We start from the raw sequence: 14427 nt of genomic DNA, 5'->3' as shown, positions 1-14427 counted from the left end.
GGAGCCGGGGCAGAGCTGCTCGATGGGCTGAGGACAGGCTCAGCCGGTGGCTTGTGAAGTACCCAAAGAACGGGCGAAGTCGGCAAGAGCCCGGCAGTCATCCTCGCGCAGGCCGATCCGCGGGTTGACGTGGTGCAGAAGGCCACGTGCGCGATGGTGGGTGGTCACGTACGCCTGGTCCAGGTCGCTCTGCTCGTCGTCCACTCACGTGAAGGCGCGGCCGTTGGCGTGGTCCACCAGGAGAGCAATCTTCCGGAGAACTCCGTCGGGGCGGTCTTGAAGCAAGACGTCGCCGAAGTCGACGAAGGGGAGTTCGGGGAGGCCGAGCACCGGCGCAATCCACCGATTGGCATCCGCCATCCCTGTGGTTGCCCAGCACAGCTCGTAGTGGAGTTGGAGCAGGTAGCGGCCGTGCTCTGGATTGAGGCAGACCCGCAGGGGCCGCCGACGGGACGCGAGTGCTCACGTCTTCGCCGCCTAGACCGAGGATTACGTGGTCGCCGCCGAGGCCACAGATGACGTCGTCACCGGCGGTGCCTCGCAGGACGTCACGCCGGGAAGCGCCCGTGATGGTGTACGCGTGGACCGGCCGCACGATCGAGAGAACGCCCTTGCGCTTCCAGGATGCGCCGATGAGTTGAAGAACATCGTGGCGGATCACTGACCGTCGGCAAACAACGCGTCGACGCGACCGTCGTCTCCGGCTCAATCGGCCCGGACCGCGTCGTCGACTAACAATCGGCCTCGAAATACCCCTCGTCGTAGCCCGCCCAGTAATTGCCCTCGAAGTTCTCGTCGGGGAAGCTCTCGTACGCTCCGGGGTCCCCGTCGCGGCATGCCTTGCCGTCGATGTAGCCCTGTGTCCATCCGGGTCCCTCGTCGTCGTCCTGGCCCGGGTGCAGCGTAATGCTGCGCAGGACGCCGGCGGGTTCGCTTCCCGCGGCAAATGCCTGCGTGGCCATAGCCGGAGACGATATGGCGAGCGCAAGGATCACCGAGCTGGCCTGAATGATGGATCGCTTGGTGCGCACAACCATTGTCCTTTCCAGTGCAATTGCCCAGACAATCGTTCAGGAGGCAACTGTGTTGAGTGTTGCTGGTTGAGTGTTGTTGCACAGCCCGATGGGGTTTGAGGCGGCAAAGGGTGTCCACTCGTGCGCGCTAAGCAACGAGGCTGCATTGCAGCGACCAGCCACATGCTTCGGAAAGTGACACAGTCACCGTATGTTCCGAAAACTCCTTTTCTTCACCATCTCACCACCACCCGAGGACCGCCAAATGAGCGGTACGAGCGGCAGTTCAGGCGGCGATGACGAGCTACCGCATCCGCTGCACGCTGGCTACGGCCGCGTCGACCTTCTCCGCATCGAGCCTGAGTGATTCGCGAGGCAGTAGCCCGGGCGCTTCCCGGATGTGATCCGACGACAGAAGAGGTACCCCGAGGACTGCTCCTACCGGAGCGTACGGGGCAGCCCTGGTACGGCCGGCGCCTCGAGACCCTCGCCGGGCCCTTCGGCGTCGTACGGCTTGTGCGGGATGACGAGGGAAGCCCGACTTTCCCCATGGCGGCTGACGGCACACGGAGTCTCTATCCGACTTCACCGCCGGGCCAGCGCCAGCACACTCAGACCGAACATCAAGACGCCCAGGGGGAGATGGACCGACGGCACATGCGCGATGCCGAGCACGACCTGGACCGAGGCGAGCACGAGGAAACCTGACGCGTGCCAGATAGGCCGGGGCGAGCCGCCGCCCGGCTTCCACGCCAGCACCGCCGCCAGGACGTACAGCATCGACGCCCCGTACATCACACGGGCGCCGACGCTGTGCAGTGTCTCTCCGTAGGACGAGGTCAGCAGCAGTCCGGCGGTGACCGCCTGAAGGAAGATGGTCAGGGTCTGCAGGGCGATCGCGATCTGCAGGAACGATGAGATGCGCCGTGCGTTCGCCGTCGTCGTCACCTGGGTGGCCATGTCACAGTCCCCTTTTCCGCCCTCGGGCAGCAGATCGATAAGGTCTCACCAGCCCGACGACGCGGGCCTGCGAAACGTAAGGCGAGGGGCGGCCGGAACATGGACACTGTCGGCACCCGCACAGATGAGGTAGCCGGCGAGCGACGCCAACTGATCAATATCGCTTATCGGTTGCTCGGTTCGGTGACCGAGGCCGAGGACGCCGTACAGGACGCCTACGCCCGCTGGTACGGGCTGCCACGAAGCCGGCAGGAGGAGATCCTGTCTCCCGGCGCCTGGCTGACGACGGTGACCAGCCGCATCTGCCTGGACGTGCTCGGTTCGGCGCGCGCCCGCCGCGAACACTATGTCGGCGCCTGGCTGCCCGAGCCGGTTCCCGACCGCACCGAGTGGGACCACGCGGGCGGCGCCGACCCCACCGGCCCTGCGGACCCGGCCGACCAGATCGTCCTGGACGAGTCGGTGACCATGGCCTTCCTCGTCGTCCTGGAATCGATGACGCCCGCAGAGCGGGTGGCGTTCGTCCTGCACGACGTCTTCCGGTACCCGTTCGCCGAGGTCGCCGACGTTCTCGACCGGAGCCCTGCGGCCTGCAAGCAGCTGGCTGCCTCCGCCCGGCGGAGGGTGAGCGTCGCGCCCGCTCCGGTGACGGCGACCGGCCAGGCCGAGGTGGTGAGGCAGATCAAGAAGGCGTGGGAGACCAAGGACATCGCAGCCCTCGTGGGTCTCCTCAACCCGGCCGCTGTGATGACCGCCGACGGCGGCGGAATGGTCGGCACCGTCCTGCGCCCCGTCGCGGGCGGCGCGCGCATCGCCCAGTACATGGTGGCCATTGCCGATAAGGCTCCGGGACTCGAACTCCTGGAGCGGTCGGTCAACGGTGTGCCGGGTCTGGTGGCCCGGCGTGCCGGCGTCGTCGTGACCGTAGCCTCGTTCGATGTCTCCGACGGGCGCGTCACCGGAATCTGGGCGGTCCGCAACCCGGAGAAGCTGCGGCCGTGGGCGCGGGAGGGCTAGGACCTGTCCGGTGAGTCGGCGGAGTCCCCTTGCCTGCCTTCTAGGCTGACGCCATGAACAACGGGCTCGCACACGAGGCAAGCGCCTTCATCAACTTTCGACGCTACGTCACGGATCCGAAAGAGCACGGGTATCGGTGGGTCGACATCAAGCGGCTCCGCTTCTCTGCAGAGTCCGTGGACGATGGACGGCTGCTTGCCGCACTGATCGGGCATGAGCAGTTCCGGGACGACTATGCAGGTGGTGGAGTGCTGCCGGACGGGTGCCGGCACGGTCCGTACTGGCTGCGGTTGATCACTCCCGACCTGTACGAGCCCATCAGCCAGGAGAAGGCCGTGCAGATCCTGCGGGAGTGGATGGATCCGCTCTGGGATGTGCCGGCCGAGCTGGAGACAGATCTGCGGCGGGAGGTCTTCGCCTGCCTGGCCGCAGCCGATGGCATCTACTACCTCAACGAGCTCGGCGATGAGGCGATTCATGACTGGGGACGCGTGCACGACTACTTCCACGAGTTCGTGCTCATCGACCGCTCGGCTTTGCGGATCACGCTCATCGTCGCCGCCGACGACTGAGGCGACCATCGGGGCATCCGCTGTAGTGAGCCTTTTCCAACCTGCTTCCGAGCTGCGACAGTTGGGCTGACAACATGGTGAAGCCCCTGGTAGATGGGTTGGAACACGAGGCGGATCGGCTGGCCGGCCGCCCTGCCGCGTACAGGGTGTTCGCCTCAGGCGGCAAAGGGGAGCGGACCGACGTCGCGCTCAGTGTGATCGGGGGAGCCGTCGCCTACGTGGACCGCTTCAAGAACAACGACCGCAGGCTGGGGGACGGCACCGTGCCGTGTCTGTCGGCCGCGCCGCCCGAGTGGGGAGACAGCGCCCGGGGCGACTGGTTTGGGTGACCGCGGTGTCCGAGGACCCCGGCCTCCTCCTGGAGGCCCATCTCGTCTCAGCGGACAGCGGGGAGACCATTGACGGCGGCGGCTGCGCCCCGGCGGCCACGGCCGCTCCATTGCCACCTTCTCGCCCCCGCCGGGCGTGTGGGCGGTGGAGGCAAGGGCCGCGCAGGCCACCGTCATGCCCGTGCAGCGAGAAGCAGTGCTGTGGCGGTCGCGCAGGGCTCCGGCCCCTGTACTGCGGCTGACTGCGGCGTCCGGCCCGTCAGCCGGGTCAGGGCGCGGTGAACAGGGTCGGGAAGCGGGGGGCCAACCACGGCCGGGGGCCCCAGGCGAGGATCTGCCCTTGGGCGATGGCACGCCAGGGATTCAGCCGGCCGAGTGCGATGAGCAGGAAGGCGACGGGGTCGAGCAGGATGGTGCAGTCCGCGCGCTGCCGTGGCGGGCCCGGGGTCACCTGCACAGCGCCGTCGGCCAGGGACACGCCGAACGCCTCGCCCCCGCGCAGCCGGATCCGGTAGCGGGCCGTGAGCCCGGCCGTGGCTGTGGGGTCCGCGACACGCGGCATGACCGAGAGCATGAAAGGCATGCACAAGGCCACCCGTGCCCGGTCGACCATGTGGGGACGCTTCATGGCGCGAGCAAGGTCGTATCCATGGCCGAGCATGTGCGTGAGCAGGTACGACGCCAGAACGGAGCGGTCCATCTGGCCGAGCGGTGTGGCTGGTGCCTGGACGTCGGCCGCAGGGCGCGACAGAGCGTCCAGGAACGCCTCGGCCTGCTCCGTGATCATCGTCGCGAGTGGCTCCGCCCGACGCTCTGTGAAGGCGGCGAGGGACTTTGCGTTGGCCTCGGCGAGGCTTTGGGGTGTTCCGTCGCCGTAGGGGCGTTCCCGTCCGGCTGCGAGGTCGGCCATCAGTTCGTTGGCCAGGGCCAGATGGGCGGCGGCCTCGCCGACGGTCCACTGTGATCCCGGCACGGCCAGCGCCGTGTCGCTCGCGCTGCGCAGCAGCGCGGCGATCTCCTCGGCAGTGGCACGAATCGCCTGCCCGAGCCCGTCGGGCAAGGGCCACGGGCCGTCCTGCCGTACCGTCGTATGCACGCTGCTTGCTCCGCTCCCCACCCTGCCCGGCACGCCCAATGCGGCTGGGGCGGTGGTACCCAACCAGACGCGGGCCGCGCCCGGCAAGTCCTTGCGCTCCTTGCGGCTTGGGCTGTGGTGCTCGACGGCTGCCTGTTCCGTCGGGGGACATGTCGACCGCGCGGTGGCAGGCGGGGCGTGTGGGCCAGGGCCGATGCGCCTTCGCATCCGCCGGCGAACCGGCTGGTTCACGGTGGTGCCCCGGATGCCGGCGGGTGTTCCGGGCTCGGTGGTACCCGAGACAGATGCAGGGCCTGGCCTCAGGGCAGTCGGGTCAGCCGCAGGCCGGCGCCGGGGACCGACGCGCGCCTGGCGTTCCGGTGGCCAGCAGGTGGCATTAAGCCGGAGTACACGCTGTTTCAAGATCGTGTCGCCAGAGTTCCGCCTCGTGTCTACCTCACATTCGCGTGCCGGCGTCGCCTCAGTATGCGCCGCGGCTTTGACGCTTTCAGGTCTGCTGGTGACAGGGATGGTTGCCGCTGAGCCCGCGGCTGCCGCGGACCCGGCCGGCTACCAGAATGTTCGGATCAACGAGGTCACCTCGTCGAACACCGACACGGTGGAGCTGTACAACACCGGCTCGATCGCAGTGAGCATCAGCGGCTGGAAGATGTCCGACGACAGCTTCTCGCCGCAGACGTTCAGCCCGTCCTCCAGCACGCTCCCGGCAGGCGGCTTCGTCACCTTCAACTCGCCCAAGGGCCTCGGTGATTCGGACAAGCTGGTGATCTACACGGCCGGCGGCGCGGTGGTCGACCGCGTTGAGTGGGCCACCAACGGGGCGAAGCCGGCGATGGCGCGCTGCGGCGGCGACGGCACCGGGGGGTGGGTGACCACGACCGCGGTGTCCACGTTCGGCGCCTCGAACGCCTCGGGCTGCCCGTCGTCGATACCGGCGGCCAGCCGGGTGCGGATCAACGAGGTCACCTCGGACGGCGCGGACACCGTGGAGCTGTACAACGGCGGGACGAGCGCGGTCAGCATCGGCTCGTGGAAGTACGTCGACAGTGACACCACCCACTCCCCGGTCTCGGTCTCGTCCTCCTCGCCGAGCGCGACCAGCATCCCCGCGGGAGGCTACGTCACGTTCGACTCCACCCTCGGTCTGGGCGACAACGACTCGGTCTTCCTCCTCGACGGCAACGGCAACACCGTCGACTCGGTGACCTGGGCGACCGATGACGCCAAGCCGTCGGACGAGCGCTGCGCCAACGGCACCGGCTGGTTCCAGACCTCCACGACCGCGACGCTCGGCAGTGCGAACTCCTGCTCGGGCAGCGGCGGTGGTACCGGCGGCGGTCAGCTGCTGGGTGGCGGCGGCTCCCTCACCAGCGGTTGCACCCCCGAGGCGCCCTCCGGTACGGGTTCCACGCCGGCGGGCACCCTTGCGTGGCCGGGCGGTCTGGACGTCACGATCGCGGACAACGTCTGCGCGTTCACCACGTCCACCGGCCCTGAAGGCAGGGACCTGAGCGGCCTGGCATTCGACCCGGCGAACCCGTCGGTGCTGTGGGCCGCCAAGAACAAGAACTGGCTGTACAAGCTGGTCAAGAGCAACGGCAAGTGGATCCCGGACGCGTCATGGAGCGCGACCGGCAAGCAGATCCGTTTCGCCGGAGGCACCGGCCAGCCGGACTCCGAGGGTCTGACGGTCGGCGCCAATGGCCACCTCTACGTGACCTCCGAGCGTGACAACTCCAACAACACGGTCCCCAAGGACACGATCATGGAGTTCGACCCGGCCGCGACCGGATCGACGCTAACGCCGATCCACCAGTGGGACATGACCTCGCAGTTCCCGCAGCTCGACACCGGCAGCAAGGACGACGCCAACCTGGGGTTCGAGGGCGTCGGCTACGTACCGGACAGCTGGCTGACCGCGAACGGCTGGGTCGACCCGCTCACCGGCGCCGCCTACAACCCCGCGAACTACCCGCTGCACGGGTCGGGCCTGTTCTTCGCCGGCCTGGAGTGGGACGGCACGCTGCATGTCTACGGCCTGAACTCCGACGGCGCGTTCACCACGTTCGGCACGATCGCGACCGGCAAGGCCTCCGTGATGGATGTGACGTTCGACGCCGGAACCCAGCGCATCATCGCGACCTGCGACAACACCTGCGGCGAGACGCACACCTTCATGAAGGTCAACGCCAGCGGCGCGATCGTTCCGGACGTGACCTACACGAACCCGGCCGTCATGCCGACCGACAACCTGGAGGGCTTCGCGATCGCACCGACGTCGACCTGCGTCACCGGCTTCCGCGAGGCTGTCTGGAGCGACGACGGCATCTACGGCTTCGGCTCCGGAAGCTCTTCCTACGGACACGCCATCTACAGCGGCACCTTCCCCTGCTGATCCTGCCGGCCACGGGCGACGGCTCACGCACGGGGCCACCCCCAGGGTGAGGGGCCCAAGCAGTACGCAGCGACGAAGCTCCTGGCAGACGGGGTGACGACCAAGACCACCCGCCGACTACCAGGAGCTTCGTCGTGCCTGTCCGGGGACCGCCTTCGGCCTGTAGTGCTCTGGCCACACAGACACCTCAGGGGCTCAACTCGTCAAGTGGCAGGCACGTCACGCGCCTTCGGCATCGAACAAGGCGTCCAGGGTGTCTCCGATCCGGATGAGGTCTTCGGCGGAGAGACGGGGCGGAGTCCAGTGCTGTGTATGCGCGTACTTGATGAAGGCCTCGTCCAGTGGGACGTGGTAACGCTCGATGTAGTGGGCGAGGTCTGAGTACCAGAACCGCTCTCCGTCGGTGAAGAGCTCCAGAGCGCGCCCTGGTCCTCGCGAGCCTCGAGCTCTCACACTGACGGATGATCAAGAGTGCAGACCGCAGCCCCGCGACCTGCACGGGCATCGACACGAGATCACGCCACGCCGACCTACGAATTCAAGACGGTGAGGCTTGTGGGGTCGCCTTGATAGCGGGCGGTTCGCGCCGTCACCGGCGTGCCTGCACAAGCACTACGCCATACCACAAGGCCCCGACCAGGGCACGAAGCGGAGTCCAGTGATGCTCCTGGCCGGGACTTTCCGTCATGTTGTGCGCGTGTCAGTTGGGGGATCTCTAGCCGACCGGCAGACCGAGGAACTTTGCTGGAGCCAGCTCCAGGAACTTCGACATCGCGGTGTTCAACCGGGTCATCTCCGGGCTGTCTGCGTCGGCCGCCAAGCTACGGAACGTCAGTTCCAGGACCCTGTCGCCGTCGCGAACCAAGAGCGTGGTGATCTGGGCCTGCTGCCCGACTGGACCGGCGAGCATCGTGCGCATCAGCGCCTCGTCGCCGAACCTCCGCTCCACCTCGAGAGGCTTGTTCGGATCATCGGCCGGTTCCACCACCTCCACCGTTATCTCCTGATCGCCGATGCTGATGGTCCACGCGGCGCACTGGGCGTACACCTGTCGCATGTCGGCCATCCAGCTCACGGCGGCCCCCGCCATCCGCTCCGAAACCCCCTCATCGATGACGATCGAGGAGTCGGCGTTCGCGAAGGACGTCCTGACCTCTCTCGCGGCCTTGTCGGTGAACGTCCGGTTCAGCAAGGCCGTGCTTTCCCGGGTCGGGCCGGTCATCGGCGGCGGGTCCTCGTCGGACGAAGGAGAGGCCAACTCGGTGAAATCGCCCAGGCTGGCCGGGGCCAGATCATCGGCCCTGACCAGTAGGCGCTTAAGGTCACCGGACGGGTCCTCCGAGGACGTTGACGAAGCCTCAGATGTGCTCACAAGTCTCCCTGTTCTCATGCGACGAACGGTGCGTGACGGAGACGGTCGCCCGGACCGCATCGAGCCGTTCGGCCAGGAGCTTCTCCTCCTCGAGCTCCGCCCGGCGGGCTGCGACGCGTTCGGCGACCTCGTTGATCTCCGTCATCCCGCGAGCCTACGAATCCGTACGCCTCCGCGACCTGGAAACGAACAGACCGGCCTTGACCACTGCCTGACGATCAAGGACACAGACTGCCGCCCACGACTAGCACGGAGCACCCCGATACGACGTCATGCCGCCCCGATGACCTGCGACTTCAAGCTGGCGAGGCTCCAATGTCGCTCATGTGCTCGCGGCAGCCATGGTGGCAGGCGAGAGCCCGCCGCTTCTTGGGGGGCGATGTTGTGCTCGACGCGGATGTGCCATGAGGAGTGTGTCTTGCGCTGCAGGTGGTGGGTCCGCTACGAGGCGCCCGTCCTCGCAGCAGCCATCATCGAATGGCTGTGACCAGCACATTAAGTACACGCCCTGGAGCTGATGGACGCGGTCTCTCATCGGCGGGTGTAGTGGGCGATGATCACACCCTTGGGGGTGGCGACGCTCCCGGTGAGCTCGAACTCGGTGAGTGGGGCAGGTCCGTCGAGCAGCCGCTTTCCGCTGCCCAGGGCCAGTGGGTGGATCAGCAGGGTGTAATGGTCGATCAGCCCTACGGCGTGCAGGCTGCGGACCAGCGAGGCGCTGCCGTTGATGGATAGGTCGTTGCCCGGCTGCGCTTGGAGCTTGGCCACCTCCTCGGCGGCATCGCCGCGCAGCAGGATCGAGTTCTGCCAGGCGTCCGCGTTTTCCAACGTCCTGGACACGACGTACTTGGTCGCCGCGTTCATGTGCGTGGTGAAAGGATTGCCGTCGGTCTCGCGCCCCCAGTCGGTGATGAAGTCCTCCCAGGTCCGGCGGCCGAACAGCATATCTCCGGGTTTGGCCATTTCCTTGGCCAGCTCGCGGCCCATCACCTCGTCGTTGTACTGCGGGCCCCAGCCCCCGTGGATGAAGCCGCCGCTGGTGTCCTCGTCCGGGCGGCCGAGCCCCTGAACCACTCCATCGAGAGTGACGAACATCCTGGTCGTGATCGCACGCACCGACCTGCTCCCTTCATTCCGCGGGCCGCCCTGCTGCGGCCCTGTCACCCCCTACACGAACGACCACCGGCGAAATCGACACCGCCACGAAACACATTCCAGAAGCTGTCACCTGCTTCTGAAGGTCACTGAAGCCAGGACCGGACCATGTAGACCCCAGGCTCGGCGGCTGCCGGACGACGTGGCGCTGATCCGCTCCGAGGACTCGCCAATCGCACGGGACACCAACCGGCCGCTGACCGGCGTGCGGCAGCCGACGGCGGAGATGGCCGCACGCCGGCGCGCGAGTACTCCTCGCAGGAGATCGCCGGGCATCCGACGGCATGTGGTGCCGGCGGCGAGAACTGGTTTGGTGGAGGTGCGCGCAGGGCTAGGCTGGTAGGTGCTCGGCCGGGCGTTGTCGTACCCGCCGTGTAGCGTCCAAGCAGGAGTCAGGCTCATGCTCTGCCGTTGACGGAGGCGCGCGGATGACGAGTACGACAGGCGAGGCCGTGGTGGCGGTGTCCCGGCGTATCACGGCCCCGGCGGAGGACATCTTCCGGATCCTGGCCGACCCCGGACGGCACCCGGGCCTCGACGGCTCGGGGATGCTGCGCGGTGGCGTCTTCGAAGCCGCCGTCTCGGGCGTCGGGGACGTCTTCGTGATGCGGATGCACTACGAGCGCTACGGCGATTACGAGATGATCAACCACGTCGTCGAGTACGAACCGGACCGCCGTATCGGCTGGGAGCCGAGGCCCGGTCGCGGGCACCCGGACGCCACCGATCCCGAGGCCACGTGGGGCCACCGGTGGATCTTCGAGCTGCTCCCGGACGGGGCCGGGGCGACGGTGGTGACCGAGATCTTCGACGGTTCGCGCATGCCGGACGACAAACGCGCGGAGGTGGACAGCGGGCGCGCCTGGTGGCAGACGCAGATGGCGAGCACCTTGGAACGCCTCGCCGATCTGTGCTCCGCCCGGTGAACGCCGAACTCGGCGCCCTCAAAGGCGCCCTGGACCGCCAGCGCGAGCACGTCCTCGGGATCCTCGAAGGGCTCTCACAGGAGGATCTGCGGCGGTCGGTGCTGCCCAGTGGCTGGAGCTGCCTGGCATTGCTGCGCCACCTCACCCTGGACGTCGAACGCTTCTGGTTCCCCGGGGTGATCGCGGGTGACCCGGATGTGGCCGGACAGCTCACGGCGGACGCGGAGGCGCACTGGTACGTACCCGAGGGGATGAGCGCCGAGGAGGCCTTCGCCGAATACCGGGCGGCCATCGCGCGCGCGGACACCGTACTCGCCACTGCCGCGCCCGAACAGGAACCCGCCGCCTGGCCCGTGGAGATCTGGCCGACCTGGCGACTGCCTGACGTACGGCACATCCTGATCCACGTGCTCACCGAAGTCGCCTGCCACAGCGGCCACTTGGACGCGGTGCGCGAACTGATCGACGGCAACACCTGGCTCGGCGGCAACCCCTACGCCGGCTAATTCTGTGACGGGTCGAGGTTCGCCAGGCCCTCTCAGGCCGCGGCCCTGCCGGCCGTCTCACCCGCCCGTCGGCCTCGCAGGGATGCCGTCTACATCGTCGACGGCATCCCTGCCCCTCCCCGCAATCGCCGCGTCCAGCAAGAACTGTCAGTACTCGACGTAACTGCAGGTCGTCATCGACGCCACAAGAGTCGCCTGATCGTGGCGATCGGCCTCCCGCTGCCGGGCAGTCGCGATGGCTGCCGGCCGTTCACGAAGACCGGCGCCGACCGGACCTGCCGAGGCAGCCCCGGTTATTCCGCACGACTGCCGGCTCAAAGGAAAGGGCGTTCACCGGGCCATGCTCAGCGTCGCCCGGCTGCACACGCCCCAAGCCGCGGGTGCCTCGCCTATGCGTCCGCTATGCAAGGAACGGCCAGAGGTAGACCCCTCCCGCTATGCAGCCCGTCGCCGACCCAAGCATCCAGTACAGGGAAAAAGTATTGAGAGGCACCTTGTCCCAAGGCTTCTCCTCCTGTTCCGCAATGTCGGAGGCGACCCGTTTCGCGGCCGGCACCAGCATGATGATGAACATCACCAGAGTGCAACTGTAGATATACAGTGTGTGCGAGACGGAATAGCCCTTTATGGTGGCGTTGGGCAACAGGAATATCCAGCCGGCCAGCGGGGCGACAACCATGCGCCGCTTCGCCTTCGGTGTTGGCATGCACCAGTACATCGAGGACATGTAGGCCACGGTGACGCCGGCAGCGATGAGCGACCAGTCACCTGTGGTCAGGTGCGCAGACATGATCGCGGCTCCTCCTGGAACGAAGCATGACATGATTTCCTATTGCCGGGATTCACGATCCCGCAGGGTGCTTGCGGCCTTGAACGTCAGCGAAAATGGTGAGGGATATGGGCTGGGCGGCGCGCATCGCGAGTCGCCAGGCAGCTGCCGTCTCGGCTCGGCGTACTCAGGGATTGAGTGCCATCCCCCGTAGCTCCCGGCGGACAAGCACCGTCACACCGACGACCAGACTCAACACCACGGCGCTACTCCGTAACACGTAATCCCCCCACAACCGCCGTAGACCGTCCCCACGATCGGCGGGCCCGGATGTGCTCGGCGAAAACTGCACGAACAAGTGTATGTACCTGGTCAACTGAGGTAAGTGGCCGCTTCCGGCATCAAAAATGAGCTGAACTCTGCCGCCTTCCGGCAACTTCCCACCGACGTGACCTCATCGCGCCCTCGATGCCAGCATGGGGTATACGGAACTAACCTGTAGAAATCTGCACAAGTCATTCATTCAATGGCTGGGGCTACGAGGGAGTACATCCCTTGGACGGGCCGTGGTCGCCGCGCCGAGCCATCGACCTCGCAAGGTCGACCGCCAAGGGTCGGCGGCAGACCGCTGATCGCTGCGACCGTTGCCACGACGTCTAGGATGGGGCGACCGCACCAAGCGGACCCAGACGGCCATCCACAAAGGTGTAGGCCTGGCGGGCGCGGGTTACGGCACCGGGTCCGGGCCGGACCTCGGGTCTGTCAGGCCCGTGATCGACAGGATCTCGGACCTCGTCCGCGCGCACTCGGCATGGAGCCGCTGATCGCCCGTAGGGGCACCGGGCACGGCTCCGAACTCAGCACCCGAGCTGGGTCGTGAGGCGAGCGTTCGCCCACTTCCACATTCCTTGCCCTCGGATGCGCGCTCATCTGCTGGCGACGGCTTGTCTCGCTACGATGACAGCATCGGAACCCAGTGATTCGTGACCTGGAGCAGACGCTGTCGGTGGTCGGCAATCCAGTCGTCTGGCAAGGCGATCGGCACGCGCACGGTGACCATGGATCCCGTTTCGTCCTCTACGATCACCTCTGGGCAGTCATGCTCGCCTCTGAGTTGAATCGAAATGGACGCCCCCCTGCTCATCTCCAGCCAGGCGACGTCGTCGCCGGCGTCGAGCCTGAGTAGCGCCTCGGACCAGCGTTCCAACCTGTAAGCGGACAACCCCAGGTAACAGCGACCGGATACGAAGGGCGTCGTGACGACGATTTCGGCGTCGAGCCCGGCTGCCCAGCTGGGGCTACGTCCCAAAACGTTGACAGTGACGCTGTTCCCTCGTCATCGGCAAGGGAGATGAGCTCCCTCGGGACGACGTCGCCCATAGCTACCCCTTCATCGGCGAGTACCGGAGGATCTTCATCCCGTCAGGGGTGCATCCGCCATCCATTTTGGTAGCAGTTCAAACGCGTATAGCTCTGCCGAAACCGCCGCTACCTGCGGCGACGCCAGATCGATGACACCCCGGCCAACCGGCATTGACAGCACTGCCTACAAGAGGAGGAACAAAGCCGAGCGTTGCTTCAACGCGCGCGCAACGCCTCCAGAGCCGTGGGGACTTGCTACGACAAGCGGGCCTGCGTCTTCCAGGTCACGGTCAGTCTTGCCGCGATTCGGATGTGGGTCCGCTACTGATCTCAGCCATCGCAGCGGGTGTCCCAGCGGTCGGCTCAGTCGTCGGCCGCCACGACGAGGGTGATCTGCCCAGCGGAACGGTCGACCAGCACGAACTCGTGGAAGTAGTCGTGTACACGTCCCCAGTCATGAATCGCCTCATCCCCGAGCTCGCCGAGATAGTAGACGCCATCGGCTGCCGCCAGGCGGTCCAGCACCTTTCGCTGCAGATCTTCCTCCAGCTCCGTGGGCACGTCCCAGAGCGGATCCACCCACTCCCGCAGGATCTGCGCGGCCTGCTCCTGGCTGATGGGCTCGTAGACGTCGGGCGTGATCAACCGCAGCCAATATGGACCGTGCCGGCGCCCCTCCGGCAGCACTCCACCACCTGCATAGTCGTCCCGGAACTGCTCATGCCCAATCAGTGCGGCAAGCAGTTCTCCATCGTCGATGGACCCCGCAGAGAAGCGGAGCTGCTTGACGTCGACCCACCGAAACCCGTGCTCCTTCGGATCCGGGAAGTAGCGTCGAAAGTTGAGGAAGGCGCTTCCCTCATGAACGAGCTCATTGGCCACGGCGCCAGCCTAGGGCTCGTCCGGCGGATCATGGGCCGAGCCAGGGCCGGACCGAGGCGAGGGCCGGCCAGTG

At 66.8% G+C, this 14427-nt stretch carries 16 protein-coding genes and 4 pseudogenes; 9 read left to right on the top strand and 11 right to left on the bottom strand.

Features of this window, described 5'->3' with window-relative positions:
• Positions 1-39 precede the first annotated feature (39 nt).
• Positions 40-453 (bottom strand): annotated as a pseudogene (locus tag ACQPXS_RS02895) (hypothetical protein); the annotation flags it as partial.
• 40 nt (positions 454-493) lie between these two features.
• Between ACQPXS_RS02895 and ACQPXS_RS02890 the strand changes: the two are divergent.
• Complete coding sequence (locus ACQPXS_RS02890) at positions 494-664, top strand: hypothetical protein (protein WP_433446592.1); 171 nt, start codon at positions 494-496, stop codon at positions 662-664.
• Positions 665-731: 67 nt separating this feature from the next.
• Here the strand turns inward: ACQPXS_RS02890 and ACQPXS_RS02885 are convergent, their stop codons facing one another.
• Together ACQPXS_RS02885 and ACQPXS_RS02880 are read right to left on the bottom strand one after the other, a co-directional pair.
• The gene (locus ACQPXS_RS02885) at positions 732-1031 is read right to left on the bottom strand and encodes a hypothetical protein (RefSeq protein WP_433446590.1); all 300 of its coding nucleotides are present in this window, start codon (positions 1029-1031) and stop codon (positions 732-734) included.
• A 567-nt stretch (positions 1032-1598) separates the two neighbouring features.
• A complete protein-coding gene (locus ACQPXS_RS02880) occupies positions 1599-1973 on the bottom strand; it encodes a hypothetical protein (protein ID WP_356316178.1) in 375 nt (124 codons plus the stop codon).
• A 99-nt stretch (positions 1974-2072) separates the two neighbouring features.
• Here ACQPXS_RS02880 and sigJ point away from each other — a divergent pair, with 99 nt between their 5' ends.
• From sigJ to ACQPXS_RS02865, 3 genes are all read left to right on the top strand, one after another.
• Positions 2073-2990, top strand: a complete 918-nt coding sequence (gene sigJ / locus ACQPXS_RS02875) for an RNA polymerase sigma factor SigJ (RefSeq protein ID WP_433446588.1) — start codon at positions 2073-2075, stop codon at positions 2988-2990.
• A gap of 53 nt (positions 2991-3043) precedes the next feature.
• The gene (locus ACQPXS_RS02870; RefSeq protein WP_433446586.1) at positions 3044-3562 is read left to right on the top strand and encodes a hypothetical protein; all 519 of its coding nucleotides are present in this window, start codon (positions 3044-3046) and stop codon (positions 3560-3562) included.
• A 74-nt stretch (positions 3563-3636) separates the two neighbouring features.
• Complete coding sequence (locus ACQPXS_RS02865) at positions 3637-3891, top strand: hypothetical protein (RefSeq protein WP_433446584.1); 255 nt, start codon at positions 3637-3639, stop codon at positions 3889-3891.
• Positions 3892-4159: 268 nt separating this feature from the next.
• Here the strand turns inward: ACQPXS_RS02865 and ACQPXS_RS02860 are convergent, their stop codons facing one another.
• Positions 4160-4987 carry a maleylpyruvate isomerase family mycothiol-dependent enzyme gene (locus ACQPXS_RS02860; protein WP_433446582.1) on the bottom strand — a complete coding sequence of 276 codons (828 nt, stop codon included), beginning with the start codon at positions 4985-4987 and terminating at the stop codon, positions 4160-4162.
• Between the two features lie 508 nt (positions 4988-5495).
• On the opposite strand from ACQPXS_RS02860, the gene ACQPXS_RS02855 reads away from it, so the two are divergent.
• Positions 5496-7382 carry a lamin tail domain-containing protein gene (locus tag ACQPXS_RS02855; RefSeq protein WP_433446580.1) on the top strand — a complete coding sequence of 629 codons (1887 nt, stop codon included), beginning with the start codon at positions 5496-5498 and terminating at the stop codon, positions 7380-7382.
• Positions 7383-7601: 219 nt separating this feature from the next.
• Here the strand turns inward: ACQPXS_RS02855 and ACQPXS_RS02850 are convergent, their stop codons facing one another.
• From ACQPXS_RS02850 to ACQPXS_RS02835, 4 genes are all read right to left on the bottom strand, one after another.
• A complete protein-coding gene (locus tag ACQPXS_RS02850) occupies positions 7602-7835 on the bottom strand; it encodes a hypothetical protein (RefSeq protein WP_433446578.1) in 234 nt (77 codons plus the stop codon).
• A gap of 262 nt (positions 7836-8097) precedes the next feature.
• Complete coding sequence (locus ACQPXS_RS02845) at positions 8098-8754, bottom strand: hypothetical protein (RefSeq protein ID WP_433446576.1); 657 nt, start codon at positions 8752-8754, stop codon at positions 8098-8100.
• Entirely contained in the window at positions 8741-8899 is a 159-nt protein-coding gene (locus ACQPXS_RS02840; protein WP_433446574.1) for a hypothetical protein, read from the bottom strand. Before ACQPXS_RS02840 ends, ACQPXS_RS02845 begins: the two co-directional genes overlap by 14 nt.
• Positions 8900-9285: 386 nt before the next feature.
• Positions 9286-9870, bottom strand: a complete 585-nt coding sequence (locus ACQPXS_RS02835; protein WP_433446572.1) for a dihydrofolate reductase family protein — start codon at positions 9868-9870, stop codon at positions 9286-9288.
• A 467-nt stretch (positions 9871-10337) separates the two neighbouring features.
• Between ACQPXS_RS02835 and ACQPXS_RS02830 the strand changes: the two genes are divergently transcribed.
• The 3 genes and pseudogenes from ACQPXS_RS02830 to ACQPXS_RS02820 form a co-directional block, all read left to right on the top strand.
• Positions 10338-10835, top strand: a complete 498-nt coding sequence (locus ACQPXS_RS02830; RefSeq protein ID WP_433446571.1) for an SRPBCC family protein — start codon at positions 10338-10340, stop codon at positions 10833-10835.
• On the top strand, positions 10832-11341 hold the full coding sequence (locus ACQPXS_RS02825; RefSeq protein WP_433446569.1) for a DinB family protein: 510 nt from the start codon (positions 10832-10834) through the stop codon (positions 11339-11341). The genes ACQPXS_RS02830 and ACQPXS_RS02825 overlap by 4 nt, the downstream gene beginning before the upstream one ends.
• A gap of 39 nt (positions 11342-11380) precedes the next feature.
• Positions 11381-11723, top strand: a pseudogene (locus ACQPXS_RS02820) (IS5/IS1182 family transposase); the annotation flags it as partial.
• Between the two features lie 18 nt (positions 11724-11741).
• On the opposite strand, the gene ACQPXS_RS02815 reads toward ACQPXS_RS02820, so the two are convergent.
• Both ACQPXS_RS02815 and ACQPXS_RS02810 read right to left on the bottom strand, forming a co-directional pair.
• Positions 11742-12131 carry a hypothetical protein gene (locus ACQPXS_RS02815; RefSeq protein WP_433446567.1) on the bottom strand — a complete coding sequence of 130 codons (390 nt, stop codon included), beginning with the start codon at positions 12129-12131 and terminating at the stop codon, positions 11742-11744.
• Positions 12132-13062: 931 nt separating this feature from the next.
• Positions 13063-13431, bottom strand: a pseudogene (locus ACQPXS_RS02810) (DUF5959 family protein); the annotation flags it as partial.
• A gap of 199 nt (positions 13432-13630) precedes the next feature.
• Between ACQPXS_RS02810 and ACQPXS_RS02805 the strand changes: the two are divergent.
• Positions 13631-13800, top strand: a pseudogene (locus tag ACQPXS_RS02805) (IS5/IS1182 family transposase); the annotation flags it as partial.
• A gap of 35 nt (positions 13801-13835) precedes the next feature.
• Here the strand turns inward: ACQPXS_RS02805 and ACQPXS_RS02800 are convergent.
• The gene (locus ACQPXS_RS02800) at positions 13836-14354 is read right to left on the bottom strand and encodes a hypothetical protein (protein WP_433446565.1); all 519 of its coding nucleotides are present in this window, start codon (positions 14352-14354) and stop codon (positions 13836-13838) included.
• Positions 14355-14427 lie beyond the last annotated feature (73 nt).

Source organism: Streptomyces sp. CA-142005 (assembly GCF_050942335.1).
Lineage (GTDB): Bacteria > Actinomycetota > Actinomycetes > Streptomycetales > Streptomycetaceae > Streptomyces.
The sequence above is the reverse complement of the archived record's forward strand: the minus strand, read 5'-3'. Positions and strand labels throughout refer to the sequence as shown.